At 66.6% G+C, this 26045-nt stretch carries 19 protein-coding genes and 1 pseudogene; 14 read left to right on the forward strand and 6 right to left on the reverse strand.

Going from position 1 to position 26045, the window contains the following annotated elements; all coding sequences use genetic code 11:
• Positions 1-132: 132 nt before the first annotated feature.
• A complete protein-coding gene (locus tag WG921_RS14530; protein WP_340109973.1) occupies positions 133-1074 on the reverse strand; it encodes a ring-cleaving dioxygenase in 942 nt (313 codons plus the stop codon).
• Between the two features lie 118 nt (positions 1075-1192).
• Between WG921_RS14530 and WG921_RS14535 the strand changes: the two genes are divergently transcribed.
• The 8 genes from WG921_RS14535 to WG921_RS14570 all read left to right on the forward strand — a co-directional run bounded on the left by WG921_RS14535 (position 1193) and on the right by WG921_RS14570 (position 13083).
• Positions 1193-2101, forward strand: a complete 909-nt coding sequence (locus WG921_RS14535; RefSeq protein WP_340109974.1) for a LysR family transcriptional regulator — start codon at positions 1193-1195, stop codon at positions 2099-2101.
• A 281-nt stretch (positions 2102-2382) separates the two neighbouring features.
• Positions 2383-3063, forward strand: coding sequence for an SOS response-associated peptidase (locus WG921_RS14540; RefSeq protein WP_340109975.1), 681 nt, complete (start codon positions 2383-2385; stop codon positions 3061-3063).
• The gene (locus WG921_RS14545) at positions 3053-3679 is read left to right on the forward strand and encodes an ImuA family protein (protein ID WP_340109976.1); all 627 of its coding nucleotides are present in this window, start codon (positions 3053-3055) and stop codon (positions 3677-3679) included. The genes WG921_RS14540 and WG921_RS14545 overlap by 11 nt, the downstream gene beginning before the upstream one ends.
• 4 nt (positions 3680-3683) lie before the next feature.
• Positions 3684-5051, forward strand: a complete 1368-nt coding sequence (locus WG921_RS14550; RefSeq protein WP_340109977.1) for a Y-family DNA polymerase — start codon at positions 3684-3686, stop codon at positions 5049-5051.
• The gene (locus WG921_RS14555) at positions 5048-8395 is read left to right on the forward strand and encodes an error-prone DNA polymerase (protein WP_340109978.1); all 3348 of its coding nucleotides are present in this window, start codon (positions 5048-5050) and stop codon (positions 8393-8395) included. Before WG921_RS14550 ends, WG921_RS14555 begins: the two co-directional genes overlap by 4 nt.
• Before the next feature lie 537 nt (positions 8396-8932).
• Positions 8933-11053: a DUF3604 domain-containing protein gene (locus WG921_RS14560; protein ID WP_340109979.1), complete on the forward strand. Its 2121-nt coding sequence runs from the start codon at positions 8933-8935 to the stop codon at positions 11051-11053.
• A 30-nt stretch (positions 11054-11083) separates the two neighbouring features.
• Entirely contained in the window at positions 11084-12067 is a 984-nt protein-coding gene (locus WG921_RS14565) for a peptidylprolyl isomerase (protein WP_340109980.1), read from the forward strand.
• 38 nt (positions 12068-12105) lie between these two features.
• Positions 12106-13083: a HupE/UreJ family protein gene (locus WG921_RS14570; RefSeq protein WP_340109981.1), complete on the forward strand. Its 978-nt coding sequence runs from the start codon at positions 12106-12108 to the stop codon at positions 13081-13083.
• Between the two features lie 159 nt (positions 13084-13242).
• On the opposite strand, the pseudogene WG921_RS14575 reads toward WG921_RS14570, so the two are convergent.
• A pseudogene (locus WG921_RS14575) lies at positions 13243-13386 on the reverse strand (IS3 family transposase); the annotation flags it as partial.
• A gap of 460 nt (positions 13387-13846) precedes the next feature.
• Between WG921_RS14575 and yczE the strand changes: the two are divergent.
• A complete protein-coding gene (gene yczE, locus WG921_RS14580; protein WP_340109982.1) occupies positions 13847-14440 on the forward strand; it encodes a membrane protein YczE in 594 nt (197 codons plus the stop codon).
• 515 nt (positions 14441-14955) lie between these two features.
• Here yczE and guaB read toward each other — a convergent pair.
• Positions 14956-16410 carry an IMP dehydrogenase gene (gene guaB, locus WG921_RS14585; RefSeq protein WP_340109983.1) on the reverse strand — a complete coding sequence of 485 codons (1455 nt, stop codon included), beginning with the start codon at positions 16408-16410 and terminating at the stop codon, positions 14956-14958.
• A 409-nt stretch (positions 16411-16819) separates the two neighbouring features.
• Here guaB and WG921_RS14590 point away from each other — a divergent pair, with 409 nt between their 5' ends.
• Together WG921_RS14590 and WG921_RS14595 are read left to right on the forward strand one after the other, a co-directional pair.
• On the forward strand, positions 16820-17506 hold the full coding sequence (locus WG921_RS14590; protein WP_340109984.1) for a VPLPA-CTERM sorting domain-containing protein: 687 nt from the start codon (positions 16820-16822) through the stop codon (positions 17504-17506).
• 159 nt (positions 17507-17665) lie between these two features.
• Positions 17666-18760: a phospholipase D-like domain-containing protein gene (locus tag WG921_RS14595; RefSeq protein ID WP_340109985.1), complete on the forward strand. Its 1095-nt coding sequence runs from the start codon at positions 17666-17668 to the stop codon at positions 18758-18760.
• A 27-nt stretch (positions 18761-18787) separates the two neighbouring features.
• Here WG921_RS14595 and WG921_RS14600 read toward each other — a convergent pair whose 3' ends face one another.
• Both WG921_RS14600 and WG921_RS14605 read right to left on the reverse strand, forming a co-directional pair.
• Positions 18788-19579 carry an enoyl-CoA hydratase/isomerase family protein gene (locus tag WG921_RS14600; RefSeq protein ID WP_340109986.1) on the reverse strand — a complete coding sequence of 264 codons (792 nt, stop codon included), beginning with the start codon at positions 19577-19579 and terminating at the stop codon, positions 18788-18790.
• A 123-nt stretch (positions 19580-19702) separates the two neighbouring features.
• Positions 19703-20917, reverse strand: coding sequence for an amidohydrolase family protein (locus WG921_RS14605; protein WP_340109987.1), 1215 nt, complete (start codon positions 20915-20917; stop codon positions 19703-19705).
• Positions 20918-21130: 213 nt separating this feature from the next.
• On the opposite strand from WG921_RS14605, the gene WG921_RS14610 reads away from it, so the two are divergent.
• The 3 genes from WG921_RS14610 to WG921_RS14620 all read left to right on the forward strand — a co-directional run bounded on the left by WG921_RS14610 (position 21131) and on the right by WG921_RS14620 (position 24307).
• The gene (locus tag WG921_RS14610) at positions 21131-22123 is read left to right on the forward strand and encodes a tripartite tricarboxylate transporter substrate binding protein (protein WP_340109988.1); all 993 of its coding nucleotides are present in this window, start codon (positions 21131-21133) and stop codon (positions 22121-22123) included.
• A 197-nt stretch (positions 22124-22320) separates the two neighbouring features.
• The gene (locus WG921_RS14615) at positions 22321-22794 is read left to right on the forward strand and encodes a tripartite tricarboxylate transporter TctB family protein (RefSeq protein ID WP_340109989.1); all 474 of its coding nucleotides are present in this window, start codon (positions 22321-22323) and stop codon (positions 22792-22794) included.
• Between the two features lies 1 nt (position 22795).
• Positions 22796-24307, forward strand: a complete 1512-nt coding sequence (locus WG921_RS14620) for a tripartite tricarboxylate transporter permease (protein ID WP_340109990.1) — start codon at positions 22796-22798, stop codon at positions 24305-24307.
• A gap of 45 nt (positions 24308-24352) precedes the next feature.
• Here WG921_RS14620 and WG921_RS14625 read toward each other — a convergent pair whose 3' ends face one another.
• Positions 24353-26044 (reverse strand): thiamine pyrophosphate-binding protein, encoded by a 1692-nt coding sequence (locus tag WG921_RS14625; RefSeq protein WP_340109991.1) that lies wholly within the window; start codon positions 26042-26044, stop codon positions 24353-24355.
• Between the last annotated feature and the right edge of the window lies 1 nt (position 26045).

Genomic DNA, 26045 nt, shown 5'->3' on the forward strand with positions numbered 1-26045 from the left:
AGCGCACCCGTCTCGTCTGAGCCCGGGGGGAGCAGTGACGAAATCCTTTTCAGTGTCACGGCTCCATCGTTCACCTTTTCGCATTCTGCGGCATGCGCGAGATGGCCGCCGGGAAAACCGGCGGCCATCCGGTCAATCGAGCGGCTTCAACCCCGCCTCGATCCGCCGGCGCCGGTCTTCGAGGAAGGGCGGCAGCGACAGGCTTTCGCCCAGGGCCTCCATCGGCTCGTCCACTGCGAAGCCCGGCCCGTCGGTCGCGATCTCGAACAGGGCGCCCCCCGGTTCGCGGAAATAGAGGCTGCGGAAATAATACCGCTCGATCTCGCCCGAATTGGGAACGCGGAGTTCATCGAGACGGCGCCGCCAGCCGCGGATGGCCTCGATATCGGGCGTGCGGAAGGCGACGTGATGCACGGCGCCTGCGCCTTGCCGCGCGACGGGCAGATCGGGCTGCGCCGCGACATGCAGTTGAGCCGCGGCGCCGCCTCGCCCCATCTCGAAGACATGCACGCGCCCCCGCCCGTCAGGGCTGGCGTAGGCGCGCGCCTCGCGCATGTTCAGCACGCGGGTCAGCACCTCTTTCGTCGGACCGAGATCGGGAACCGAAATCGTGATCGGCCCCAGCCCCCTGATCTGGTTCTCGGGCGGCACCGGGCTTTGCTCCCACGGATGCGCCTCGCCCGCGTCGTCCGCCGTCAGGCGGAAGCGCTGGCCTTCGGGATCTTCGAAATCGAGCGTCGCGCGCCCATCGAGCGTGACGATCCCGCCGCGCGTCAGCCCGGCGTCCGCCAGCCGTTCGGCCCAGAAGTCGAGGCTGGCTTCGGACACGCGCAATCCCGTGCGGCTGATCGAGCGCGTCCCGCGCTTTTCGGGCGTCGCCGGCCAGTCGAAGAACGTCAGATCCGTGCCGGGGTTCGCCCGTCCATCCGCATAGAACAGGTGGTAGGCCGAGGTGTCGTCCTGGTTCACCGTCTTCTTGACCAGCCTCAGACCCAGAGTTTCGGTATAGAACCGCTTGTTCGCCCGCGCATTGGCGGTGATGGCGGTCAGGTGATGAATGCCTGTCAGCTCCATGACGGCCTCCTTTCGCTGCCCTGAAAATGGAGCGGTCACAGGTTCCACGCCAGCGACCGCAAGGCGAAAGCGGCGTTCGACTCTTGCGAACGATGAGACGGCGGCTAATCATGACTCCATGCGCTACACCCTCGACGAGATCGAAACCTTCCTCACGGTGATGGAGCTTGGCGCCATCACCGCCGCCGCCGCGCGGTTGAATCTGTCGAAATCGGTGGTCAGCAAGCGCATTTCCGATCTGGAGCGATCCCTGGGCGCCGCCCTCTTCCGGCGCAACGCCGGCCGCATCGCGGCGACCGAAGCCGCGATCAGGCTCGACGACCGGCTGCGCCCGGCGTTGGCGGAGCTGACCGCCGCCACGGAAAGCGCGGCCTGGGGCGGCGCGCGCGACGATCCCCTGCGCGGCACGCTCTCCATCGCGGCGCCGATGAGCTTCGGGACGCTTCACCTGACGCCGATCGTCGCCCGGTTCGCCGCGGCGTATCCCGAGTTGCGCCTGCGCATGGACTACGACGACCGCGCCCGCGACCTTGCGCGCGAGGGCTTCGATATCGCCATCCGCATCGGACAGATGCGTGACGCCGCGCTGATGCAGCACAAGCTTTGCGAGGATGAGACGATCCCCTGCGCCAGCCCGGACTACCTTGTTCGGCATGGAAGGCCGGCGACGCTCGCGGACCTGAGCGCCCATCAGGTGATCGGCTATCACCACATGACGAACGCGCAGCTCTGGCGGACCAGCAAGACCGCGCCGCCAGCCCTTTCCAACCGCATCACCCTGAACAACGGCGAGGCGATGCGCGACATGGCCGTCAACGGGCTGGGCCTTGCGATCCTGCCGGGCTTCATCGCCGCCCCGGCGATCGCCGCAGGACGCCTGGAGCGTATCCTGCCTGATCTCGAAACGCGCCGTTTGCCCATCACGGCGGTCTGGCCCGCGGTCACGCCGATGCCGCCAAAGCTGCGCCTCTTTATCGATTACCTGGCCGTCGAACTGGAAGGCGGGCGCCTCTGGCGACAACCATAGGCGCCTGATCCGAAACGGGTTGAGCGATATCAGAGGGGCGCGCTTCCCGCCGGCTCGCAAGGACTGACGGAGAAACGACGCCCTCCCGGCGATGCCGAGCGCCCCGATCCACCGGATCTGGAGGCGGCGAGAGGCGCGGTTGCGTTGTGGGCGAGCCCCGATCATTCGCGGCGAAAGGCCATCCGTCTCGAAGCGCCCCTGCGGCGCGCTTCCCATCGCGCGGATGGTCTGACAGTGTTCAGATCCAGCCTGACCCGTTTTCGTTCTCGTGAGCGCCGCACATGTGCAATCTCTATTCCCAGACCAAGAGCCAGGACGCGATGCGCCGCCTCTTCGATGGCGTGCTCGAAGGCGACGAAAGCTTTGTGGACGATGTCGGCAACCTGCCGCCGCTGACCGGGATATGGCCGGATTATTCGGCCCCGATCGTCAGGCGCGGGTCCGGCGGAGACTGGCGCTTGTCGATGGCGCGGTGGGGGATGCCGACGCCTGAGAAATTCCTGCGCGGCAAACGCACCGATCCCGGCGTGACCAATATCCGCAACGTGGCTTCGCCGCACTGGCGGCGCTGGCTTGGGGTCGAGCATCGTTGCCTCGTTCCCTTCACCAGCTTTTCCGAGCTTGACCAGCGCCCCGGCGCGCCGCGAAATTCGCCGGTCTGGTTCGCGCTCGGGCAGGATCGGCCGCTTGCATTTTTCGCCGGGCTGCGCACGGAATGGACCTCGGTGCGCAAGTTGAAGGAGGGCGAGGTGACGGCGGATCTGTTCGGATTTCTGACCTGCCCGCCCAACGCCGAGGTGCGCCCGGTTCACCCCAGGGCCATGCCCGTCATCCTGACGCGGCCGGAAGACTGGCGGCGCTGGCTGACCGCCCCGGCGGATGAGGCGTTGACGCTCCAGCGCCCGCTCGCCGACGGGATGCTCCAGATCGTCGCCGAAGGGGAGCGCGAAGATGCGGCCTGACCCCGCGCCATCGGATCCGTTCACGCTGGCGCCGGCGCGGACGCATGAGGCCGAAGGGAGCGGCCGGCGCGCCTTCGCCCTGTTTCAGGCCGCGCGCCATCCCGGCCCGCTGATCTGGGTGCTGCCGGGCCACGCGCCGCATCTGCCGATGCTGCGCGGCCTGCCCGACGGCGTGGGCGAGCGGCTGCATGTGATCCGCCCGGCGAAGGAGAAGGATCTTCTCTGGTCGGTCGAGGAGGCGCTGCGGAGCGCGCCGGTCGGGCTGGTGATCGCGGAGCCGTCAAGCCCGCTCTCGCTCACGGCGGGGCGGCGGCTGCAGCTGGCGAGCGAGGCGGGGAAGACCACCGGGCTGATGCTGATCCAGGACGGCGCGGGCGCCAACGCGGCCGAGACGCGCTGGCGCTGCGCGCCGGTCGCGGGCGACAGCAGAGACTCGACTCTGCAGCGTTGGTCTCTTAAAAAGAACAAACAGGGAACTTTGGGGAATTGGACCGTGCATTGGAATGGCGCGACGGCTGCTTTCCATCTGGTTTCCGAGGCTGGCGAGCGACGCCAGCCTGCGGAGACGCCCCATTCCGGGGCCTTTCGCCCTGATCCATCGGTCAGGCGACTCTGACCATGTGCATTGCCTCAACCGCGACGCGGAGGCGCGCGGGCTGCATCGCGGCATGAGGCTGGCCGATGCGCGCGCCATCTGCCCCGACCTCGCCACCCGGCCCGCCGATCTGGCGCGCGAGGCCGCCGCGCTGACGAGCCTCCGCCGATGGGCGAGCCGCTACGCCCCGATGCTTGCGGTGGACGGATCGGACGGGCTGATCGCCGACATCACCGGCGTGCCGCACCTGTTCGGAGGCGAGGCGGCGCTCCGCGACGATCTTCACGCGAGACTGGACCGGATGGGCTTTACGGCCGCCAGCGCGATCGCCGGCGCGCGCGGCGCGGCGCATGCGCTGGCCCGGAATGGCGGCGGGATCGCGCCGGAAGGCGGGCTCGCCGAGGGGATCGGGCATCTCCCCGTCTCCGCCCTGCGGATCGACGGCGAGACCGCCGCGGCGCTCTCCCGAGTGGGGCTCGCCCGCATCAGGGACCTGATCGCGCAGCCCCGCGCGCCTCTGGCCCGGCGGTTCGGCCCCGGCCTGATGCTGCGGCTCGATCAGGCGCTCGGGGCGCAGCCCGAAGCGGTGGCGGCGGAGCCGGACGCCCCGCATTTCGGGGTGCGGATGACCCTGCCCGAGCCGATCGGCCTACGGACGGATCTGATGGCGGGGCTTTCGCGGCTGCTGGAGCGGCTTTGCGAAAAACTCTCTCTTCACCATATGGGCGCGCGCCGGCTGCGGCTGGAGCTGCGCCGGGTGGACCGGGAGGCCGCGCATGTCGAAATCGGCCTCGCCCGAGCGATGCGCGACCCCGACCGGATCGCGGCGCTTTTCGCCAGAGGCGTCGAAGAAATCGAGACGGGATTCGGCGTCGACGCGATGCGGCTCACCGCCCATGTGACCGAGGCGCTCGCTCCCGAGCAGTTGGGCGGCGGCCCGACCTCGCGGCGCGAGGATGCGCTGGCCGACCTGTTCTCGCGCCTCGGCAACCGGCTGGGGTTCGACCGGGTGCTGCGCCTGCTGCCGGCGGAGAGCAAGATCCCCGAACGCAGCTTTCTGCTCGCTCCCGCCGCCTATAGCGAAGCCGAAGCGCCGCCGGGCCGCGCCGGGCCGGAGCGGCCGATCATCATCTTTCCGCCCGAACCGGTGACGGCGCCCGGGATCCGCCGCCCCGGCCATCCGCCCGCCAGTTTCCGCTGGCGGCGCATGCGGTTCACCTTGCTGCGCGCCGTCGGACCGGAGCGGATCGCCCCGGAATGGTGGCTCGATGATCCGGCATGGCGCAGCGGCCTGCGCGATTACTGGCGGGTCGAGACGCGCGAGGGGCCGCGGCTCTGGCTTTTCCATACGCCGCAGGCGCCGAACTGGTCGGTCCAGGGGGAGTTTCCATGACCGCCTACGCCGAGCTTTGCGTGACCACGAATTTCACCTTCCTGACCGGGGCGTCCCACCCCGAAGAGCTGGTGACGCGCGCCGCCGAGCTGGGCCTCAAGGCCATCGCCATCACCGACCGCAATTCGGTCGCGGGCGTGGTGCGGGCCTTCTCGGCGTTGAAGGAGTTGAAACGGCTCTCCGAGGAAGCTCGGGCGGCCGCCGGCGGCGCGCAAAATGGCCCGGCGATCCGCTCCCGGCGGGTGGCCGACCATTCCAGCCGGCGAAGCCCGCCCCCCGCCCCGCTTGAAGCCGCGCCGCGGATCCCGGCCGACGCGCCGCCGCCAAAGTTGATCCCCGGCGCCCGCATCGTTCTGGCCGACAGCGCCGCCGACTGGCTGGCCCTGCCCGTCGATGCGGCCGCCTGGTCGCGGCTGACCCGGCTTCTCTCTCTCGGAAAGCGCCGGGCCGGGAAAGGCCAATGCCATCTGACGCGTGAGGATCTGCTGGAGTGGGGCGCAGGCATGGTTCTGATCGCCCTCCCCCCCGATCCGCTGGACGCGCCGCGAGAGGCGGATATGTCGGGCGATCTGCGCCAGATGCCGCGCGCCTTTCCCGGCCAGTGTTTCCTCGGCGCGGCCCCGCATTACGACGGGCGCGACCAGATCCGCTTCGAGCGTCTGGCGCAGCTTTCGCAGGCGACCGGCCTGCCCATGGTCGCGGTGGGCGAGGTGATGATGCATCGCTCGGCCCGCCGCCCGCTCGCCGATGTGCTCACCTGCCTGCGGGCCGGCTGCACCATCGACAATATCGGTGAGCGCCGCCTGGCCAATGGCGAGCATCGCCTGAAGTCGGGCGACGAGATGGCGCGGATGTTCCACCGCTATCCCGCCGCGATCCGCCGCACGCTGGAGATCGCGGACCGCTGCGCCTTTCGTCTCGACGATCTTCGCTATCAATACCCGGACGAGGCCGAGGACGGCGAGCCGGCGCAGGCGCGGCTTGCGCGGCTTTCCCGCGAAGGCCTGCGCTGGCGCTATCCGGACGGCGCCCCCGCGAAGATCGCGGCGCGGGTCGAGAAGGAGCTGCGGCTGATCGAGGAGATGGAATACGCGCCCTATTTCCTGACCGTGCATGACATCGTGGCCTTCGCCCGGTCGCGCGGCATCCTCTGTCAGGGGCGCGGCTCGGCCGCGAATTCGGTGGTCTGCTACCTGCTCGGCATGACCGAGGTTCCGCCCGAGAGCATCACGCTCATCTTCGAGCGCTTCATCTCGAAGGAGCGCGGCGAACCGCCCGATATCGACGTGGATTTCGAGCATGAACGCCGTGAAGAGGTGATCCAGCACATCTATGAGCGTTACGGGCGCCACCGCGCGGGGCTGACGGCGACGGTGATCCATTTCCGCTCACGCGCCGCGATCCGCGAGGTGGGCAAGGTGATGGGACTCAGCCAGGACGTGATCGCGCGGCTCTCGGGCCAGATCTGGGGGCGTTCCTCCGCCGCGCCGGACGAGGACCGGATGCGCGCCGCCGGGATCGACCCGGCGGACGGCCGCGTCATGCTCGCCGCGCGCCTGATCGGCGAGATCATCGGTTTCCCGCGCCATCTCAGCCAGCATGTCGGCGGCTTCGTCATCACCCATGGGCGGCTCGACGAGCTCTGCCCGATCGAGAACGCGGCGATGGAGGACCGCACCGTCATCGAATGGGACAAGGACGATATCGACGCGCTCGGCCTCCTGAAGGTCGATGTGCTGGGCCTCGGCATGCTGACCTGCATTCGGAAGGCGTTCAAACTGCTGGAGCGCCATTCGAACCTCGCTCTCACCCTCGCCAGCGTGCCGCCCGAAGATCCGGCCGTCTACGACATGCTCTGCCGCGCCGATGCGATCGGGGTGTTCCAGGTGGAAAGCCGGGCGCAGCTCAATTTCCTGCCCCGGATGCGGCCGCGCGCATTCTACGATCTGGTCTGCGAGGTGGCCATCGTCCGCCCGGGGCCGATCCAGGGCGGCATGGTGCATCCCTTCATCAATCGCCGGCAAGGAAAGGAGAAGGTCGAGGATCTCGGCCCCGCGATGATGGAGGTGCTGGGGCGCACCTATGGCGTGCCGCTGTTTCAGGAGCAGGCGATGCAGATCGCCGTGGTCGCCGCCGGCTTCTCCGCGGCGGAGGCCGACCGGCTGCGCCGCTCCCTCGCCACGTTCAAGCGCATGGGCACGATCGGCGCCTTTCGCGACCGTTTCATCTCGGGGATGCTGGCGCGGGGATACGAGGCGGATTTCGCCGCGCGCTGCTTCGCCCAGATCGAAGGCTTCGGCTCCTATGGCTTTCCGGAAAGCCACGCGGCGAGCTTCGCCCGGCTGGTCTATATCTCCGCCTGGCTGAAGCGCCATCATCCGGCGGCCTTCACCTGCGCGCTGCTGAACAGTCAGCCGATGGGGTTCTACGCCCCCGCCCAGCTCGTGCGCGACGCGCGCGAACATGGGGTGGAGACCCGCCCCGTCTCGGCAAATCATTCCTTCTGGGACTGCACGCTGGAGCGGCGCGCGGACGGCGCATTGGCGCTGCGGCTGGGATTTCGCCAGATCAAGGGGATGCGCGAGGAGGACGCGACATGGATCGTCGCCGCGCGCGGCAACGGCTATCCGGATGTCGAAAGCCTCTGGCGCCGGGCCGGGGTTCGCCCGGACGCGCTGGAGCGGCTGGCCGAAGCCGACGCTTTCGCCGCGCTCGGCCTCAACCGCCGCGACGCGCTCTGGGCGGCGCGGGCGCTGCGGGCTCCGAAGCCCCTGCCGCTTTTCGGGGCCGATGGCGAAGGCGGGATCGAACCCGAGGTCTCGCTGCCGGCGATGACCCTCGGGCGGGAGGTGATCGAGGATTATCTGTCCCTGCGTCTCAGCCTGCGCGCGCATCCGCTGGAGCTGCTGCGCCCGCGCCTGCCGGAGAGCCTGCCGCATGAGCGGCTGCCGCAGGCGAAGGGGCGGATCACGGTCACCGGCCTCGTCATCACCCGCCAGCGCCCCGGCACGGCCTCGGGCGTGGTCTTCCTGACGCTGGAGGATGAGACCGGCGTCGCGAATGTGGTGGTCTGGTCGCGGATCTATGCGGCCTTCCGCAAGGCGGTGATCGCCGGGCGCCTGCTGCGCGTCACGGGCCGGGTCGAGCGCGAGGGCCGGGTCGCCCACCTGATCGCCGAACGGGTCGAGGATCTCTCGGCGATGCTCGCCACGCTCGGGCGGCCGCTGATCGAAATCGACGATGCGCGCACGGATGAAGCGAAGCGCCCGGCCGGCGCCGCGCCGTCCGCGCGGCATCCGCGCGAACAAGCGAAAAAGCTGTTCCCGAGCCGGGATTTCCACTGACGCGCCGAGGGGCCTGGGCGGCAGATCCCCGGCCCGGGGCGCGGGCCTCGCCATGTCCCCGCTCGCCCGTTCTTCACCACCGCAGCCCGCACATCTTCGAGAGACGAGGGCCGGCTCTTGCGAGACCTCTCTTTCAGCGCGCCTGGTCAAACGAGCAGGGGTTGGCCCTCAGAGGACAGCGCCCTGACGCGCGGTGCGGTTGCGGCGGGGAGGAATGTCGCGGCTGCGAGGCGATGATCTTTCGCGAACGCCGAGGCGACATGAGCGTCGGGCGCCTGCTCGCGCCACGACGATTCACGCGCGCGCAACTTTTCACGCGTGCGCAACTTTAATTTCAGCCCTGTTTGTGTATACATCTAGCCTTTGTTTCACGTCGTTTCCCGCGTTTTGCGGGCGATTAAGTTTAGGAAACGTAATGTTGACGACCGACTATGAAATCAGGAGATTCGCATGCGCGCCGTGAGTATAACTTCCGCCTTTCTCGCTCCCATGGCTTCACTCCTCCTCGTTGGCTCCGCCTATGCGCAGGATCGAAACGTGTATTTCGGGCAAACTCACCAGCACACGAGCTGGTCGCTCGACGCCTACATTCTTGGCAATACCGTGACCGGGCCCGAAGAGGCGTATCAGTACTCGATGGGGCGGGTGGTCAAGCATCCCGCGGGCTATGATGTGAAGATCCGGACGCCGCTCGATTTTCAGGGGGTCTCGGACCATGCGGAATATGTGGGCGTCATAAGGTTGGCGAACGACCCGAACTCGGCGCTCAGCAAACTGCCAGTAGCCGCCAAGCTCCGAGTGTCGAAAGACAACACCGTCATGGACATATTCCAATGGATGGCCGGCAGCATCGCCCATGGCGAGCCGATCAAGGAATTGCTCGATCCCAAGGTCATGAATTCGGTCTGGGCGCATAACAATTCGATCGCGGACAAGTATAACGCGCCCGGAAAGTTCACGACGTTCTGCGCCTATGAGTGGACAGCCATGCCGCAGAACCAGAACATGCATCGGAACGTGTTCTTCAAGGACTGCGCGAAAGTTCCCGAGGCGCCGTTCAGCGCGATTCAGTCCGACCATCCCGAGGATTTGTGGAACTGGATGGACGACCAGCGCAAAATCGGCAACGAAGCGCTGGCGATCTCGCACAACGCCAATCTCTCCAACGGCATCATGTTCCCGATCGATGTCGACAGCAAGAACAGGCCGATCGACGCGGCATGGGCTCAGCAACGGATGCTCAACGAACCGCTGACCGAGATCAAGCAGGCCAAGGGCGCATCCGAAACGCATCCGGTCCTGTCGCCGAACGATGAGTTCGCCAACTTCGAGATCATGAATTATCTGATCGGTGTGGATAACAGCTTTTCAAAGATCTACGGGAGCTATGTCCGCGACGCCTACCAGAGCGGATTGGCGATGCAGGACGCGCGCGGATTCAATCCGTACAAAACCGGCGTCGTGGGCGGGGGCGACTCGCACAACACGGTCACGGCTTACGCCCAGTCGAACTTTTTCGGCGACCATGGCGCCTCCGACGCGACGCCCGCGGTCCGGCTGTCCGGGGCCGTCGCATCCGGCATGGAAATCCTGAAAACGAGCACCTCGGGCCTGACCGCCGTCTGGGCGGAAGAGAACACCCGCGACTCGATCTTCTCCGCGATGCAGCGCCGGGAGGTGTACGGAACCAGCGGAACGCACATCAAGCTGCGCATGTTCGGGGGATGGGGCTACGATCAGAACATCCTGTCGCAAGAGGATTGGGCCAAGGCCGCCTACGCCGGAGGGGTTCCGATGGGCGGCGACCTTCCCCCGGCTGAAGTCGCGGCCCCGTCGTTCGTCGTATGGGCTGTCAAGGATCCCGCGGACGGAAATCTCGATCGGATCCAGATCATCAAGGGATGGACCAGGGACGGACAGATCTTCGAGAAGATCTATGATGTCGCCTGGTCCGGCGCGCGGGCGCTCGACCCCTCCACGGGCAAACTTCCTCCGGTCGGCGACACCGTCGATATCACGAAGTCGACGTACAGGAACGACATCGGGGCGGTGGAGCTAAAGGCGCTCTGGACCGACCCGGATTTCGACGCGAGCAAGCACGCGTTCTATTACGCGCGCGTTCTTCAGATACCGACTCCCCGGTGGAGCACATATGATGCGGCCGCGCTCGGCATCACACCGCCCGGCGGCGTGCCGGCGGCGATCCAGGAACGGGCATGGGGCACGCCGATCTGGTACACGCCAACGGCGGCTGAAGCGGCCAAAGCCAAGCCCGGCCTGACGGTCGCCGACCTGCTCAAGGATGGGGCGACGGCGCTCGACGACGATGAGCTCAAGAAGCTTGTCTTCGGAAAGAACCTTACGGTCCGCAACACCGTGACCGGCCGGACGACCAACGTGCTGTTCGGCGTGAACGGGAAGCGCATCGTCACGGAACTGGACGGCGAGCTGCCGAATGGCGGCGATCTGCTGGAGATAATGCACAGCGGCGTATCCAGCTCCTCGGCGAGCTACGAGATCAAGGACGGGCGCATCGTGACGACCATCGAGGGCACGCCGTTCGATCTCACAATCTATCGCGCCAAGGACAAGCACATCGCGGCCCGCAGCAATGAGTTCGGCCACGCCAACTACGAACTGGTGAAGGTGGCGAAGTGAGTGAAGCATGGTGAGTGGACATCTCGCGGAATGACGGAGCTTGAAGGCGGCCGCCCCGCCGCGCCGCGGCCTGCGGCGCCAGACGATCACGCGGCGGGGCGGCTCCGCAGGCTGCTGGCGGAGCCTCTTTTCCACTTCTGCGCCGTGGGCGTGATCGTGTTCGGCGCCTACTGGCTTCTTCAAGAAGAGCCGGAAGACGCGGCCTATGGGGAGAAGATCGAGATCAGCGCGGATGACGTCCGCCAGATCGCCGTCGCCTGGCTCGCTCAGGGGCGCCCGCCGCTGACCGAGGCGCAGCTGCGAAGCGTCATCGACCAGAAGATCGCCGATGAGATCCTGTTCCGCGAGGGGCTGGCCCTCGGCCTCGATCGCAATGATGAAATCATCAGACGCAGGGTCGTGCAGAAGATGGATTTCCTCGCCGCCGACATCGCCGCCTTGCAGGAGCCGGACAGAGCGGAGTTGCTGGAGTGGTTTTCTCAGAACGAAGACCGCTTCGCGCTTCCGCCTCGCGCAAGTTTCCGGCAGTTGTATTTTTCGCCCGACAAGCTCGGCGCCTCCGCGCGCGACGTCGCGGCGGCGGCGCTCGACACGATCGCGGGAAAGCCCATCGCTTCGCCTGAAGTGGAGGCGCTGACCGATTCATTCGTCCTGCGCCCTTATTATAGCGACGCCGCTCCAGACCGAATTCTGAAGGAGTTCGGCCCGGTTTTCGCCGCGGAGGTGTTCAAGCTCGCGCCTGGCGGCTGGCGCGGCCCGGTTCAATCAGGATACGGGTGGCACCTGGTCTGGATAGAGTCGATCGCGGCGGGCCGCGTTCCGGCCTTCGAGGAGGTCGAGGCCGACATCAGGTCGGCATGGATCGACGCCCGGTATCAGGAAATCAAGCGCGCCGCGCTCGAAGAGATGCGTTCGCGCTATACCGTGAACGTGGTTCCCCTGGAGACGATCGACCTCAGAGACCTGAGGGACCCGGCGCAGGCGAGCGGCGCGGCGGAGCCGATCACGCAATGAGCCGCGCGGCGCGAATTTGGCGCGCAGGCGCATGCCTGTTGGTCGCGCTGGCGATCTCGTTTCTCATGGCGCCCGGTCAGGTCTCGGCGCATGAAGTGAGGCCTGCGTATCTGCAGATCGATCAGATCGGAAAGGACCGCTTCAGCGTGCTCTGGCGCACGCCGGTCCTGTCAGGTCAGAGATTGCCTGTGCTGCCGCGCTTCTCAGACGGCGTAAAGGTGATCACCGGCCCGTCTGAACGCGAGCTTTCCGACTCCCTGATCGAGCGCAGCATCATCGAATCCGATGGGGGGCTGTCCGGGCGGACGATCTCCTTTGTCGGCCTTCAGGCGACCATAACCGACGTTCTGGTCCGCGTGAAGTTTCAGGACGGGGCGATCAACACGCGATTTGTTCGCCCCTCGCAGCCATGGATCAAGATACAGGCTCAGGAAAACTGGTCGACGATCGCCAGATCGTTTGTCGTCGAGGGAATCGAGCACATTCTGTTCGGGTTCGATCACCTTCTCTTCGTCGCGGCCTTGATGCTGATCGTCCGAAATCTGCGTGTTCTGGTGAAGACGATCACCGCGTTCACGATCGCGCATTCGATAACCCTGACATTCGCCGCTCTGGAATGGATCGCGCTGCCCTCGGGCCCGGTCGAGATCATGATCGCGTTCAGCATCGTCCTGATCGGCGCCGAGATCATCGCCAAGGAGAGGGGCCGGACCAGTCTGACCAGCGAAGCGCCGTGGGTCGTCGCATTTGCGTTTGGGTTGCTGCACGGATTCGGGTTTGCGGGCGCCCTGACGGAGCTTGGCCTGCCGCAAGGCGACATTCCCCTGGCGCTGTTTTGCTTCAACCTCGGCGTCGAGATCGGACAGTTGATGTTCGTCATCGTGGTCCTGACGGCGATCGCAGCGTTGCGCAGAATTGTAAAGGCGCCGCGAAAGGCGGTCGTCCCGTCAGGATACGCCATCGGTATGGTCGCGACGTTCTGGGCTGTGGAGCGCGTTTTCTCGACCTTCGCGTGAGTCCGCGGGGAGCGAAGGCAGGCGACCGGATCAACCTGTCGGGCGCCCTGCTCCCCTGATCGTCCGCACGCGGAAGCCAGCTCTGTGCGGGGTGTGGTCCGCCACGCCGCGCCGCGCGATCGGGCGGCGGGCGTGGCCCGGGCTGGGGGAGAGGCGCTATCCTGAGAGGGATGTATCGAGGACCGTGGCCAGGCGTTCGCGGCCCAAGTCGTCGATCACAGTCAGGGCGCGGAACCGGCGCCCGCAGGACGGACCGCCGGAGCCGAAATCCAGAGACCATCGCTGGTTTGGCCTGTGCGGGACCGTCCCGGCGACATCTTGCTGACGATGCGGGGCGGCCTCGATCCTCGGCTTTCGGACCGTCCTCGCGGATTCCGTCGATGTGACGGGCGCTCTTCCCTCCGCAGGCGACGTCTTCATCGAGCCGCCGCCTTTACGGTCAACGTCTTCAACGTCGGCGGCGCAGGCGCGAGCAAGAGCGAAGGCGTCGAAAAGCTGGCGGGTTCGCTTCGACCGCAGGCGCGCGCTCCTTCCGTCATCGCCCGTCTTGACGAGGGTCGGAAGACTGAACATCTCAGCTTGTCTCAGCGTCCGAATTTCGGGGGGCGGCTCACGCTTTCTCACCAAATATTGGGCTTGCCGCGCTCCCTCTAAACTGCCACAAACTCCAGTCTCTTAGCGCCTCCGTGTGGATTTCACCTTGAGTTTTCTTTCCGTTACGTCAGTTCCGAAACTCAGATGGAGTTCGCCAAGGGCTTTCACCATGAAGCCGCCTTTGGCGTCGGTCGTGTTTCTCATACTTGGCCTGGTGATGTTCGGCCTGGGAGAGGCGCTTCTGGTCACCGCAGGCGTTGGCGTGAGCCCCTGGACGGTGTTCGCCCAAGGCGTCACCAACATAACAAATTGGAGTCTCGGATTTGCGACCTTTATCATCAGCGGATCCGTCCTCGTCTTGTGGATTCCACTCAGGCAGACGCCCGGAATAGGAACGATCCTCAACGCAGTCGTCATCGCGCTGGTGCTGGAGTTCGTGCTGCCGTTCCTGCCAAGATTCGAGACCTATGTCGCAAATGGCGCGATGGCTCTGACGGGGGTGTTCGTGACCGGATTCGGCGGGGCGATATACCTGATCGCGAATCTGGGTCCCGGCCCCAGAGACGGCCTCATGATCGGGCTTCAGACGGTCACACGTCAGCCTATCGCGCTGGTGCGCATGTCGATCGAGTTGACGGTCGTCGCGATCGGCTGGGCCTTGGGCGGCACGCTTGGCCTGGGCACGGTGTTCTTCGCCTTGGGCATCGGGCCCGCGATGGCGATCGGGATGCGCATTCTACAAATTCGGAGCGCCGCGCATTGAGACCCGCCTACTGATCGAGCGGCTTGACGGGGCGCCGCCGATCGGAGATCGGGCGGAAAAAGGCGCCATCCACGCCATATCTGTCGCTCGGGCGCCGCGCTGCGGGCGATGACGGGTGAGCAAACGGCGCTCTGGCGCGCGCGCATCGCCAGAGATTCGAGTCCCCCTTTGGCAACGCGATCTCGAGCGCCCGGCTATCCTGGCGACGGCTCTCCTTCAAATAGCGTCCGTCTCTCGGGGCGCATTGGCCCCGAAGAGCCAATGGCGATGCGGTTCAGTTGCGCGCGGCGCGCCGCCGGGCCCTGACCATTGAGCGCCTTCGAGACATTCGGCCACGCCCGCAAGGCTGACCCCGGGAGGAGCCGCCGATGGAGGATCTACTCGCCTACCGCATGGATCAAGCCTGTGCGTGTATCCGCATCGCACCCGGCGCAGGCGGTTGCGCCTGAAACACTCCGATACGTCAGATGCGATGACGTTCGGTGCGATTTCACCAAACGTCATATCATCCCCGCCTATCCGACCCTGTAGTTCGGGCTTTCCCGGACGATCTGCACGTCATGGACGTGGCTCTCCGCCAACCCGGCGTTGGTGATCCGGACAAACTCGCACCCGGTCCGCATCTCGTCGATCGTGCGCGACCCGGTGTAGCCCATCGCCGCGCGAAGCCCGCCGACCATCTGATGCAGAACGGCGCTGGCCGGGCCCTTGTAGGCCACCTGCCCCTCGATCCCTTCAGGCACCAGTTTGTGCGTCTCCGCCATCTGCTCCTGAAAATACCGGTCGGCCGAGCCGCGCGCCATCGCGCCGACGCTGCCCATCCCGCGGTAGGATTTGTAGCTCCGGCCCTTGAAGAGGAAGACTTCGCCCGGCGCCTCGTCGGTCCCGGCGAGCATCGAGCCCACCATGGCGCAATTCGCCCCCGCCGCGATCGCCTTCGCGAGATCGCCGGAGAACTTGATCCCGCCATCGGCGATGATCGTCGCCTCGCCTCCCGCCGCCGCCACGCAATCGGTCACCGCGGTGAGTTGCGGCACGCCGACGCCGGCGACCATCCGCGTCGTGCAGATCGAACCCGGGCCGATCCCGACCTTGACCGCGTCGGCGCCTGCGCCGATCAGCGCGCGCGTCGCCTCCGCCGTCGCGACATTGCCGGCGACGACCTGAACCGTGCTCGAGAGCCGCTTGACCCGCTCCACAGCCTCCGCCACCGATACGGAATGGCCATGAGCGGTGTCGATCACCAGAAGATCGACCTCCGCGTCGATCAGCGCCTCCGACCGGGCGAATCCCTTGTCCCCCACCGTCGTGGCGGCCGCGACCCGAAGCCGCCCGAGATCGTCCTTGCAGGCGTGCGGATTCAGAACCGCCTTCTCCATGTCCTTGACCGTCAGAAGCCCGACGCAGCGGCCCTGGCCATCCACCACCACCAGCTTTTCGATCCGCCGCTTCATCATCAGACGCCATGCGACCGCGCGATCTTCGCCTTCGCGGATCGTGGCCAGATTCTCATGCGTCATCAGCGCGCTGACCGGCGCCGCGTCGTTCTCGGCGAACCGCATGTCGCGGTTGGTCAGAATGCCGATCAACCGTCCGTCCGCGCCCACCACCGGAAAGCCGGTGATCTTGTAACGCTCCTGCAGCGCCTTCGCATCCGCCAGCGTCTGGTCGGGGCGGAGCGTGATGGGGTTGTAGACCACCCCGCTCTCGAAGCGCTTCACCCGGCGGACCTCTTCAGCCTGAACCATGAGATCGAGGTTGCGGTGAATGACGCCGATTCCCCCCGCCTGCGCCATCGTGATCGCCATGGCGCTTTCCGTCACCGTGTCCATCGCAGAGGAAAGCAGCGGAATATTGAGCCGGATCGATTTCGTCACATGTGTCGAGACATCGGCCTCAGCCGGCAACACGTCGGAAGCGCCGGGAACCAGAAGAACGTCATCAAAGGTGAGCGCCTCGCGAATCTCCATGGAGAATCTCCTGAAAGGGTGCGGATGGCGGCGTCTTATTTCACCGCGGGCTCCGGATTGAAAGAGGCGCGCGGGCGCCAATCGCCGCATGCATTTATTGCAGTCACGAGAACTTGGCGCCCGCGGGCTTGGATGTGCGTTCCGTCACGTCCCGACCTCCGGTTGTATTGCTTAGTACGCTTTCAGCTTTACCCGCTCAATTTGACAAGATAAGAGTTTAATCAATGTGGAGAGGACGTCGTGCGCAATGTACGGCTTATGCGGGCGCTAATGTAAATCATTCAACCTCCGGTAGTTACTTCCGGATGCGAATGTGGGGTGTATCGCTCGGTTCTTTGCTTGGATGCTCTTGCTTCCACATTGTGGATCGACATCCCGCCGAGCGGGATAGTATTATGGGGAATAAGACATGAACATCAAGTCTCTTGCGGCTGCGGCCGTTCTGGCCGCTGCGGCCATGGTGGGTTCGGCCAGCGCGGCGACGCTCAACAGCTCGGTGACGACCACCGGCAAGTTCAACCTGAAGATCTATAACTTCGACGCCGGCGGAAGCGCCGCCAACGCGGCGGCCACCGTCGCGAATGTCGACGCGCAGGCGTCTGCGGGCAAACTGGTCTTCAACGGCACGTACACCGGCAATCTCGACTTCTTCCTCGACACGCCGGGCGGCGCGCCGACGATCGCCGAGTTCCTCGCCACCAGCGGCGGCTCGTATGTCGGCTTCTCGAACGCCAACTTCAACAACCTGATCCTCAGCGAAGGCGCGGGAAGCAGCAGCCCGGTGTTCAGGACCACCACCTTCTTCGACTTCACCGCTGAGATCACGGACGGGCTGTACGGCACCGTCACTCACGACGACGGCATCTCGGTGCTCGACGATGGCGTGACCGTCGCCTCTTCGGCGCCGCCGACCACCGTCAAGGACACCGACTACGCGTTCAACGGCGGCGCGTTCCGCCTGATCTACGCCGCCGCCAATGGCGATCCGTCGGTTCTGAAGGTTGCGGCGGTTCCGCTGCCGGCGACGCTCTTCCTGATGCTTGGGGCGCTCGGCGGTCTCGGCGCGATGTCGCGCCGTCGGCGCGTCGCCGCCTGACCGACGCCCAATCGAGCCGGCGCTCCAGCGTCGGCTCCGACATGAAAAACGCCGGCGTCTTCGACGCCGGCGTTTGCTTTTCTTCGCTCTTCGTATCACCGTCTCCATGCGCCGGGCGATTCCGTCAGGCTCTCAATCGCTGAAGAGGAGAGGCGCGCCATGCCCATCGAAATCGGCGAGCGCATCAGGTTCCATCTCGGGCCGGACAGCGTCGCCCCCGGGCTCGACGACCTCGAAGCGGCGATCATCGCCTTTATCGACAAGGCCACGAAGCGCCTCGACATCGCGGTGCAGGAACTGGAGAGCCGGCCGATACTGGAGGCGATCCTCCGCGCCGAGATCGAGCGCAAGGTGCAGGTCCGCATGGTGCTGGAGGCCGATTATCTGGTCGCCAATCGCCGGCCCGAGACTGTCGCCGACGCGTTCGAAAGCGCCGGCGCGCATGAGGAGAACCGCCTCCTCGCCGCCGCCGCGCTCCGCAGCACGATCTGGCTCCGCTCGGATTTCAACCCCAGGATATTTCATCAGAAATTCATCATCCGCGACGGTGAGGCGGTTCTGACCGGCTCCACCAACTTCACGCCGACAGGGGTTGGCCGCGCGGCGCAGGGCGGCAATCTCAATCATATCCTGACCGTGGAATCGAAAGAGATCGCAAGGATATACAGCCGCGAGTTCACTGATATCGCGAAAGGGAATTTCGGCCGGGAATCGACCCAGAGCCCGCACCCGCCCGAAATCGTCGTCGACGGCGTCAGATTCAAGATCTGCTTCGCGCCCGAGCACAACCCCGAGATGGAGATCGCGAAGCGGATCAACAAGGCGATGCGCCGCATCGATTTCGCCATCTTCACCTTCTCGCAATCCTCCGCCATCGACGACGCGATGGAGATGGCCATGCGCGCTGGCGTGGAGATCACCGGCGCTCTCGACGGGATGCAGGGCAACCAGACCTGGGCGCCGACGCGCGAGTTGATCCGACGGGGCGCGAACCTGGCCCGCGTCGGCAAGGTGCATGGGTTGGTGAACAAGCTTCACCACAAGATGCTGGTCGTGGATGAGGCGACGCTGGTGGTCGGCTCCTTCAACTACACCGGCCCGGCCAACCTCGTGAACGATGAGAACATCGTGGTCATCACCAGCGACGATGAGCGCGGCGCGGCGCTGCCGCTCATCCGCGCCGCGCGGGCGGAGATCGGGCGGATCATCGCCGACCACGGCGCCCCGTTCCAATTCGACGAAATTTCGGGCTGACCGGCGGGAGCGGCGCCGCGCCGGATGTCAGCCCGTGAACCGCGGCGCCCGGCCTTCGATGAAGGCGGCGACGCCCTCCTCGTAATCGGCGCCGGTCTGGGTCAGCGCGAACTGGTCGGAATCGGCGTGGCTCGCGGTATCCGCCAGCGCCGACGCATAGGCGTCGACGCCGCGCTTGATCATCCGGAGCGCCGCCGCAGGCATCGCCGCCGCGCGCGCCGCGAGCGCCAGCGCCGCCGGGACCGGCTCCTCCGCCACCTCATCGACAAGGCCCCAGCCTTCCGCCTCCTGCGCGCCGATCCGCGCGGCGAGGATCAGCAACCGCTTCGCCCGGGCCGGGCCGACCAGATCGACCAGCCGCGGGACCGAGCCCCAGCTCATGTTCATCCCACGCTCGATCTCCGGGGCGTAGAAGCGCGCGTCCGGCGCCGCCACCCGAAGATCGGTCGCCGCCGCCAACGCGACGCCGCCGCCGACGCACCAGCCGGACACCGCCGAGATCGTAAGCGCCTCGATCTCGGCCCAGGCCCGACACATGCGCCGCCCGGTCTGAAGCGCGAGCCGCCGCTCGGCGAGCGACAATGTCGGGAGCGCGACGGTCTCTTCGTCTTTCAGGTCGAACCCGAGGCAGAAGTTATCCGCCCGCCCCGCCAGCACCACCGCCGAGACCCGCGCGTCGGTCTCGAAACGCCGCGCCGCGGCGGTCAACGCCCGCATCGTCGAAAGCGCGAGCGGATTCGCCGCCCGCCCCCGATCGAAGCGCACCACCGCGACGCGGCCGTCATGCGCTTCGGGCCATTCGACAGAGACTTCGTTCATGGGCCATCTCTCCTTTTCGCCTGCGGACGCCGCAAGACCTCAACCGGGGACCCGCGCAGCTTGGCGCAGGCGCGCCTCAAGCGCCAGGCGTCGTGTCCGCGCCCCAATTACGCCAGCACGCGATCACCCGGCCGGAGCCGCCGCCAACGCGCCGTTCCGCGCCACCAGCCGCCCCTTGCGGTAAACGTCGCGGCCCTGCGGGACCGCAACCACCGCTTCCGGCCCATGGCGGGCGTTCAGGGTGGTGAAATCGGCGGCGGCGCCGACCCGGATTCCGTAATCCTCCAGCCCGAGCGCGGCCGCCCCGCCAGCCGTCACCACATCGAGCGCCATGAGAAGCTCTTCGTCCGTCTTGAAGCCGGAGCGATAGCCGAGAATCATCGCCCGGCGCAGCATGTCGCCATCCCCGTAGGGCGACCAGCTGTCCCGGATATTGTCATTTCCGGAAAAGACGGTGACGCCGGCGGCCCGAAGCGCCGCCACCGGCGGAACCGCGAACACCCCGGGCGCCGCGGTCATGATCGCCACGCCGGATCGCGCGAGCGTCTCCGCCAGCGGCGCCAGCCTTTCGGCGGACGCGTCCCCGAGCGCGTATGCATGGCTCACGGCGACCCGCCCTTCGAGCCCGAGCCTTTCCGTCCAGGCGGCGATTCGCTCGATTTCGAAACAGCCGAGCTCCCCGCGATCATGAAGGTGGATATCCACCGCCGCGCCGCGCCGCGCCGCGATGTCGAAAATCGCGGCGAGGTGCCCCTCCACATCGCGATCAAAGCTCGCGGGGTCGATGCCGCCGACGACCTCGCAGCCCATCGCGACGGCCTCGTCGAGCAGCGCCGCCGTCCCCACGCTGGCGAGGACGCCGCTTTGCGGGAAGGCGACGAGCTGAAGATCGATCAGGTCGCGGCAGGCGTCCCGCAACTCGAGAACCGCTTCGACATGGCGAAGCCCCAGCTCGGCGTCGACCATCACATGGCTGCGCATCCGCGTACTCCCTTGCGCGAGGCAAAGGTCGAGCTGGTCGCGCGCGCGCGTCCGGAGCGGCGCGGCGAGTGCGAGGTTCTCCGCCTGAAACCGGACGCGCTCATGCACGTTGAACCCGCTCTCGCACGGCTTGTGCGGGCGCCAGTCGTCGCCATAAAAGCTCGTGTCCAGGTGGATATGGCCCTCGACGAATCCCGGGACGACAAGCGCGCCGGAGAGATCGACGGTCGCGCCGGCCTTCGGGCGGGCGTCGCCGCTCTCGACGATCGCGGCGATGGCGCCCTTTTCGACCGCGATGTCGACGAGCCGCCCATCCGTCATTTTCGCGTTAACGAACAGGGTCTCGAATGTATTCATTTCTCACTCCTGATAAGATGACGGCGCGCCGACCCGCAGCAGGCTTCCCGATGGGAGGATTTCATCAATTTCCACCGGGCTCAACGCATCGAACGGCGCGAATGAGCATTCCGGTCGCCACGGCGCCCGGCGCCGGGGTCTGAAGAGAGAAAGACGGGCGCTTCGGGCGGCCCGCCAATCTCCACGCAACACGACGGGAAGCCAGGAAGGACCATGAAAATGAAGTTTCACAAATCCGCATTCGCCGCGCTCGCGGGGCTCGCGCTGCTCGCCACCGGCGGGCAGCCAGCCACAGCGGCGGACTTTCCGACCAAGGATATCGTCCACATCATGCCCTGGAGCGCCGGCGGCGGCACCGACACCGTCATGCGCACCTTCCTTCATTACGCGGAAGCGCCGCTCGGCGTCGCGATCCGCACCCAGAACATAACCGGCGCGCAAAGCGGGGTGGGCGTGCTTCGGCTGATGAAAGCCCGCCCGGACGGCTACACCATCGGCTCCTTGACCTGGGACAGCATGATCACCGTGCCGTATTTCAATCTCGTCCCCGGCTACGACACCGAGAAGCTCGCCTATCTGGCCAATGTGACGCTCTATCCGACTGTTCTTGCGGTCAACGCGGACACGCCGTGGGAGACGCTGGCGGATTTCGTCGCCGATGCGAAGGCGAATCCCGGGAAATACCGGCTCTCGAACGCCGGGACCGCGGGCATCTGGCATCTGCACGGGCTGGATATGGCGGACAAGCTCGGGATCGAACTCAATCATATCCCGTTCCCCAACGGCTCGGCGGCGCAGCGCGAGGCGCTGATCTCCGGCGAGAACGAGGCCGGCGCGCTGAGCTACGCGACCGTCGCGACGGCGCATGACGCGGGGCAGGTCCGAATTCTCGCCGTCATGGCCGATGAGCGCGACCCGGAGTTGCCGGACACGCCCACATTCAAGGAGCTCGGCTATGACGTGGTCTGGGGTGGAATGCGCGTCCTCGCCGTGCCGGCGGACACGCCGAAGGAGAGGCGGGATATCCTGATCGCGGGCTTCAGGGCCGCCTTTGACGACCCCGAATTCCAGAAGAAGGCCGAGGAGACCGGCATGGGCGCGTTCTGGATGGCGGGCGAGGAAGCCGACGCCTACGTCAGGAAAACGCAGAAGCGGGCCGCCGCGCTGCTCGACAAACTGGTCGAAGAGGGTGTTATCGAGAAATAGGCGGCGGCCCGGCCCGCGCGACGCGCGGGTCGGGCGCCGGCCTCCGGCCCTCTCTTCGCGCGTTCGGCGGATGGTCGTGAGGCGGCCGACGCGCCAGGGAACGCGGAAAGGACAGTGATGACGCATCTTGCAACCCGTGGCGCTCGGGGCGCGGCGCGCGCCGCCGCTGGCGCGCGGGAGTCGGGCCGGAGGCGGCCGTGAACCGGCAAGCGGCCTTCGCGCTCTTTCTCATCATCGTCAACGCGATCTATTTCGCCGAGGCGCTGACGCTGCCCCGCCCGTTCAATCTTGGCGAGCCGGGGCCGGCGTTTCTTCCGCTTGTCCTCTCGCTGATCCTGTTCGTCTCCTGCGGCCGGATTCTCTACAAGGAGATGCGCGGCGTCCCCGACGACGGCGACGTCGACGAGGCGGCGGAGCACGGGTTTCGCCCGCGGGCGGCCGCGCTGGTCATCGCCACATGCGGATTCATTCTGCTGTTCGAGCCGGCCGGATACTGGATCGCCACCCTCGCCTATACATTCGTCGTCGCCTTCCTGTTCGAGCGCGAGCGCACGGCGGCGCCCGGCCGGGCGCTTGCGCTCTCCGCGGTCATGGCGCTCGGGATCACGGCCAGCGGCTGGCTCTTCTTCGTCACGCTCTTTGATCTCATGCTGCCGGCCGGGAGCTTCTGACATGACCTTCGACGCGCTTTCGGGCTTCGCCGCGCTGCTCCATCCGGAGACGCTCCTCTACCTCATCGCCGGTTACCTGATGGGACTGGTGTTCGGCGCGATTCCGGGGCTGACGGCCACGCTGGCGATCGCGCTGCTCCTGCCTTTCACCTTCGCGATGGAGATCACCAACGCGCTGGTGATGGTGATGGCGATCTTCATGTCGGGCATCTACGCCGGCAGCATCACCGGCATCATCGTCAATATTCCGGGCGCGCCGTCCGGCGTCATCACCAGCCTCGAAGGCTATGCGATGATGAAGCGGGGCGAAGGCGCGCGGGCGCTGGGGCTGAGCGCGCTCGCATCGAGCCTCGGCGGCATGCTGGGGGCGGCGATCCTGATGCTCATCGCCGCGCCAATGAGCCAGTTCGCGCTCCTGTTCCGGACGCCGGACAAGTTCTCGCTCGTGCTCATGGCCGTCGTCACCGTCGTGATCGTCGCGAAAGGCTCGATCTGGAAGAGCGTGGTCGCGGTCACCATCGGTCTGATGATCTCGACGGTCGGCTTCGACAACATGGTCGCGAAGGGGCGTTTCGATTTCGGCAGCGCCAATCTGATCGAAGGGGTCGGGCTTCTTCCCGCGGTGATCGGGCTTTTCGCGGTCTGCGAGCTTCTGGCCCAGGGAGGGGTCCCGCGCGACCGGCTGCCCCGCACCATCGAGTTCAAGGTCACTCACCGGCAATTCATTCCGACGTGGCGCGACATCCGCGATATCGGGTTTTTCATCTACGCCAAGAGTTCGATCATCGGCGTGCTCATCGGCATGCTGCCCGGGGGCGGCGCGGCGATGGCGTCCTTCATCGCCTACGCCGAGGCGAAGCGGGTCTCGAAAAAGCCGGAGGAATACGGCCACGGCTCGCGCGAAGGGCTCTCCGCTTCGGAGGCCGCCAACAACGCCATGTGCGGCGGCGCGGTGATCCCCCTCCTCACGCTCGGCATCCCCGGCGACTCGGTGACCGCGATCGTCTTCGGGGTGCTGCTGATCCATGGAATCGTGCCCGGACCGGCGTTGCTGGCGGAGAATATCGACCTGGTCTCGCCGATGTTCGCCGCGCTTTTCGTCGCGGCCGGTTTCGTCTTCGTCTCGGTCGTTCTCTTCGGCCCCTATTTCATCTGGATCGCGCGGCTCAACCGGGGGATTCTCTACGCCTTCATCGCCATGGTGGCGATGGTGGGCACCTACGCCTCCACCTTTTCGATCTTTCAGATGTGGGTGGCGCTGGCGATCGGCGTTTTCGCCTATGTGCTCCGGGTCATGTCCTATCCGCTGGTGCCGGTGCTCATGGGGATCATCCTCGGCCCCTATCTCGAGGAGTATCTGCGGCGGGCGCTGATCACCCATGACTCGAATCCGCTGATCTTCGTCACCAGCCCGCTCAGCCTCTCCATGCTGATCCTGACCGGCGTCTTCATCTATTTCCTGAGGATGCGGCCCGCGCGAAAGGCGCGGGCGGCGCGGGCCGGCGGCGGATGAACCCGGGCGCCCATCCGCGCCGGTTCTCCGCCGCCGGCGGCGGGCTCAGCCCATCCAGCGGCGCACCGGCGCGTTGGCCTCCTCGAGCGGCTGGCAGATGATGTCGACGAGGGTCGGCCCGTCATGCGCGATCGCTTCGCGGAGCACGCCATCGAGCTTCGCCGGATCCTCCACCCGCCATGACTTCACGCCGTAAGCCGCGGCCACCGCGGCCTGATCGGTGCGGTTGAAGTCCACATTGTAATAGCGCGCGCCCTTGTCCGCCATCTGGCTGGCCTTGATCCAGCCGAAGTTGGAGTTGGAGAAGACGATGAAGGTGATCGGCGCGCCGGCGCGGCACACCGTTTCGAGCTCGCCGCAGGTGAACCCGAAGGAGCCGTCGCCCATCAGCGCGACCACCTTGCTGGAGCTTCGGCCGAACCAGGCGCCGAGCGAGGCGGAAAGCGCATAGCCGAGCGCGCCATGGGCCCGGTTGGTGATGAAATGGCGCCCCATCATCGAGCTCTGCGAGTAGGCCGAATAATAGGGGCAGGACGTGCCGGGGTCCGAGACCACGGTCGCGTCCTTGGGCAGCGTCCGGTTCAGCGCCGCGATCACCCGCTCCGGCCGGATCGGGGTCTCGTCGCTGGCGGCCAGCTTGTCGAAAATCTCGAACTTCCGCCGCTTGATGTCGGCGACGGCGGCGGCGCCGCCGAAGGTGGCGAGCCCCTGCCCGCGTTCGTCCAGAACCGCGTTGACCTCGGCGAGCGCGAGCCGGAGATCGCCGACGACGCCGACCTCGGTCGGGTAGTTCGCGCCGATCACCATCGGGTCGCTGTCGAAATGGACGATGCGTGCGCCGGGCTTGGGCGCCTCCCAGCGCGCGGTGGTGGTGGAGCCGGCGCGGCAGCCCATGAAGATCACCAGATCGGCCGCCTGCATCAGCTCCCAGGTCTGGTCCGTGCCGCCGTTCGAGCCGACGACGCCGAGCGCGTTCGGATGGGTGTCGGCGAGCGCCCCCTGCCCCGAGATCGAGGTCGCAACCGGAAGATCGAGCCGTGTCGCCAGGCGCTGAAGCTCACCCATCGCGCCGGCGATGACCACCCCGCCGCCGCAGACGACAAGCGGCGCCTTCGCGGAGAGAATGGCGTCGACCGCCGCCTCGGCCGCGCCGGGCTCGGGCGCGCCGGGATAGGCGGGATAGGTCGCGAGCTTCGGGTCGGCCCAGATGTCGGCGGGGTCCACCGCGTCATACTGGATGTCGTAGGGAAGGCCGAGATGCGCGGCGCCGGGGCGCCCCGTCGTCATCGCGCGAAACGCGGTCCGCACCATCCGCGGGATGTGCGAGGCCTGCCGGATCACCGTGTTCCACTTGGTCAGAGGCCGCATCAGCGCGTCCTGATCCACCTCGGTCAGCGGATATTTGCCATAGGACGCGACCGAGATGTCCGTCGTGATCCCAAGCACCGCGTAGGAGCTTTCCGACGCCTCTATCAGACCGGGGAGGATATAGGTCGCGCCGCCGCCGGACGGCCCCTCGCAGACGCCGACGCGCCCGGTCACGCGGGAATAGCCGTCCGCCATGTAGCCGGCGCTGCGCTCATCCCGGGTCAGCACGTGGCGGATATCGTGGTCGAGCCCGCGCATCGCGTCGTAGAAGGGAAGCGTCGTATCCCCGCAAAGGCCGAAGATATGCTTCACGCCATGCGCTTCGAGCATGCGCACCATCGCTTCGGCGCCGTTCATCCTGTTGTCCAAG

The organism is Paludibacillus litoralis, assembly GCF_037646705.1.
In the GTDB taxonomy this organism is placed as follows: domain Bacteria; phylum Pseudomonadota; class Alphaproteobacteria; order Rhodobacterales; family Rhodobacteraceae; genus Pikeienuella; species Pikeienuella litoralis.

What these genes read in the sequence shown, in the direction of transcription:
- WG921_RS14565 (WP_340109980.1), top strand. Translation starts at nt 11,084, where the DNA reads ATGACGGAGCTTGAAGGCGGCCGCCCCGCCGCGCCGCGGCCTGCGGCG.
- WG921_RS14530 (WP_340109973.1), bottom strand. Translation starts at nt 1,074, where the DNA reads ATGGAGCTGACAGGCATTCATCACCTGACCGCCATCACCGCCAATGCG.
- WG921_RS14590 (WP_340109984.1), top strand. Translation starts at nt 16,820, where the DNA reads ATGAACATCAAGTCTCTTGCGGCTGCGGCCGTTCTGGCCGCTGCGGCC.
- WG921_RS14540 (WP_340109975.1), top strand. Translation starts at nt 2,383, where the DNA reads ATGTGCAATCTCTATTCCCAGACCAAGAGCCAGGACGCGATGCGCCGC.
- WG921_RS14535 (WP_340109974.1), top strand. Translation starts at nt 1,193, where the DNA reads ATGCGCTACACCCTCGACGAGATCGAAACCTTCCTCACGGTGATGGAG.
- WG921_RS14600 (WP_340109986.1), bottom strand. Translation starts at nt 19,579, where the DNA reads ATGAACGAAGTCTCTGTCGAATGGCCCGAAGCGCATGACGGCCGCGTC.
- WG921_RS14595 (WP_340109985.1), top strand. Translation starts at nt 17,666, where the DNA reads ATGCCCATCGAAATCGGCGAGCGCATCAGGTTCCATCTCGGGCCGGAC.
- WG921_RS14545 (WP_340109976.1), top strand. Translation starts at nt 3,053, where the DNA reads ATGCGGCCTGACCCCGCGCCATCGGATCCGTTCACGCTGGCGCCGGCG.
- WG921_RS14620 (WP_340109990.1), top strand. Translation starts at nt 22,796, where the DNA reads ATGACCTTCGACGCGCTTTCGGGCTTCGCCGCGCTGCTCCATCCGGAG.
- WG921_RS14555 (WP_340109978.1), top strand. Translation starts at nt 5,048, where the DNA reads ATGACCGCCTACGCCGAGCTTTGCGTGACCACGAATTTCACCTTCCTG.
- guaB (WP_340109983.1), bottom strand. Translation starts at nt 16,410, where the DNA reads ATGGAGATTCGCGAGGCGCTCACCTTTGATGACGTTCTTCTGGTTCCC.
- yczE (WP_340109982.1), top strand. Translation starts at nt 13,847, where the DNA reads ATGAAGCCGCCTTTGGCGTCGGTCGTGTTTCTCATACTTGGCCTGGTG.
- WG921_RS14605 (WP_340109987.1), bottom strand. Translation starts at nt 20,917, where the DNA reads ATGAATACATTCGAGACCCTGTTCGTTAACGCGAAAATGACGGATGGG.
- WG921_RS14610 (WP_340109988.1), top strand. Translation starts at nt 21,131, where the DNA reads ATGAAAATGAAGTTTCACAAATCCGCATTCGCCGCGCTCGCGGGGCTC.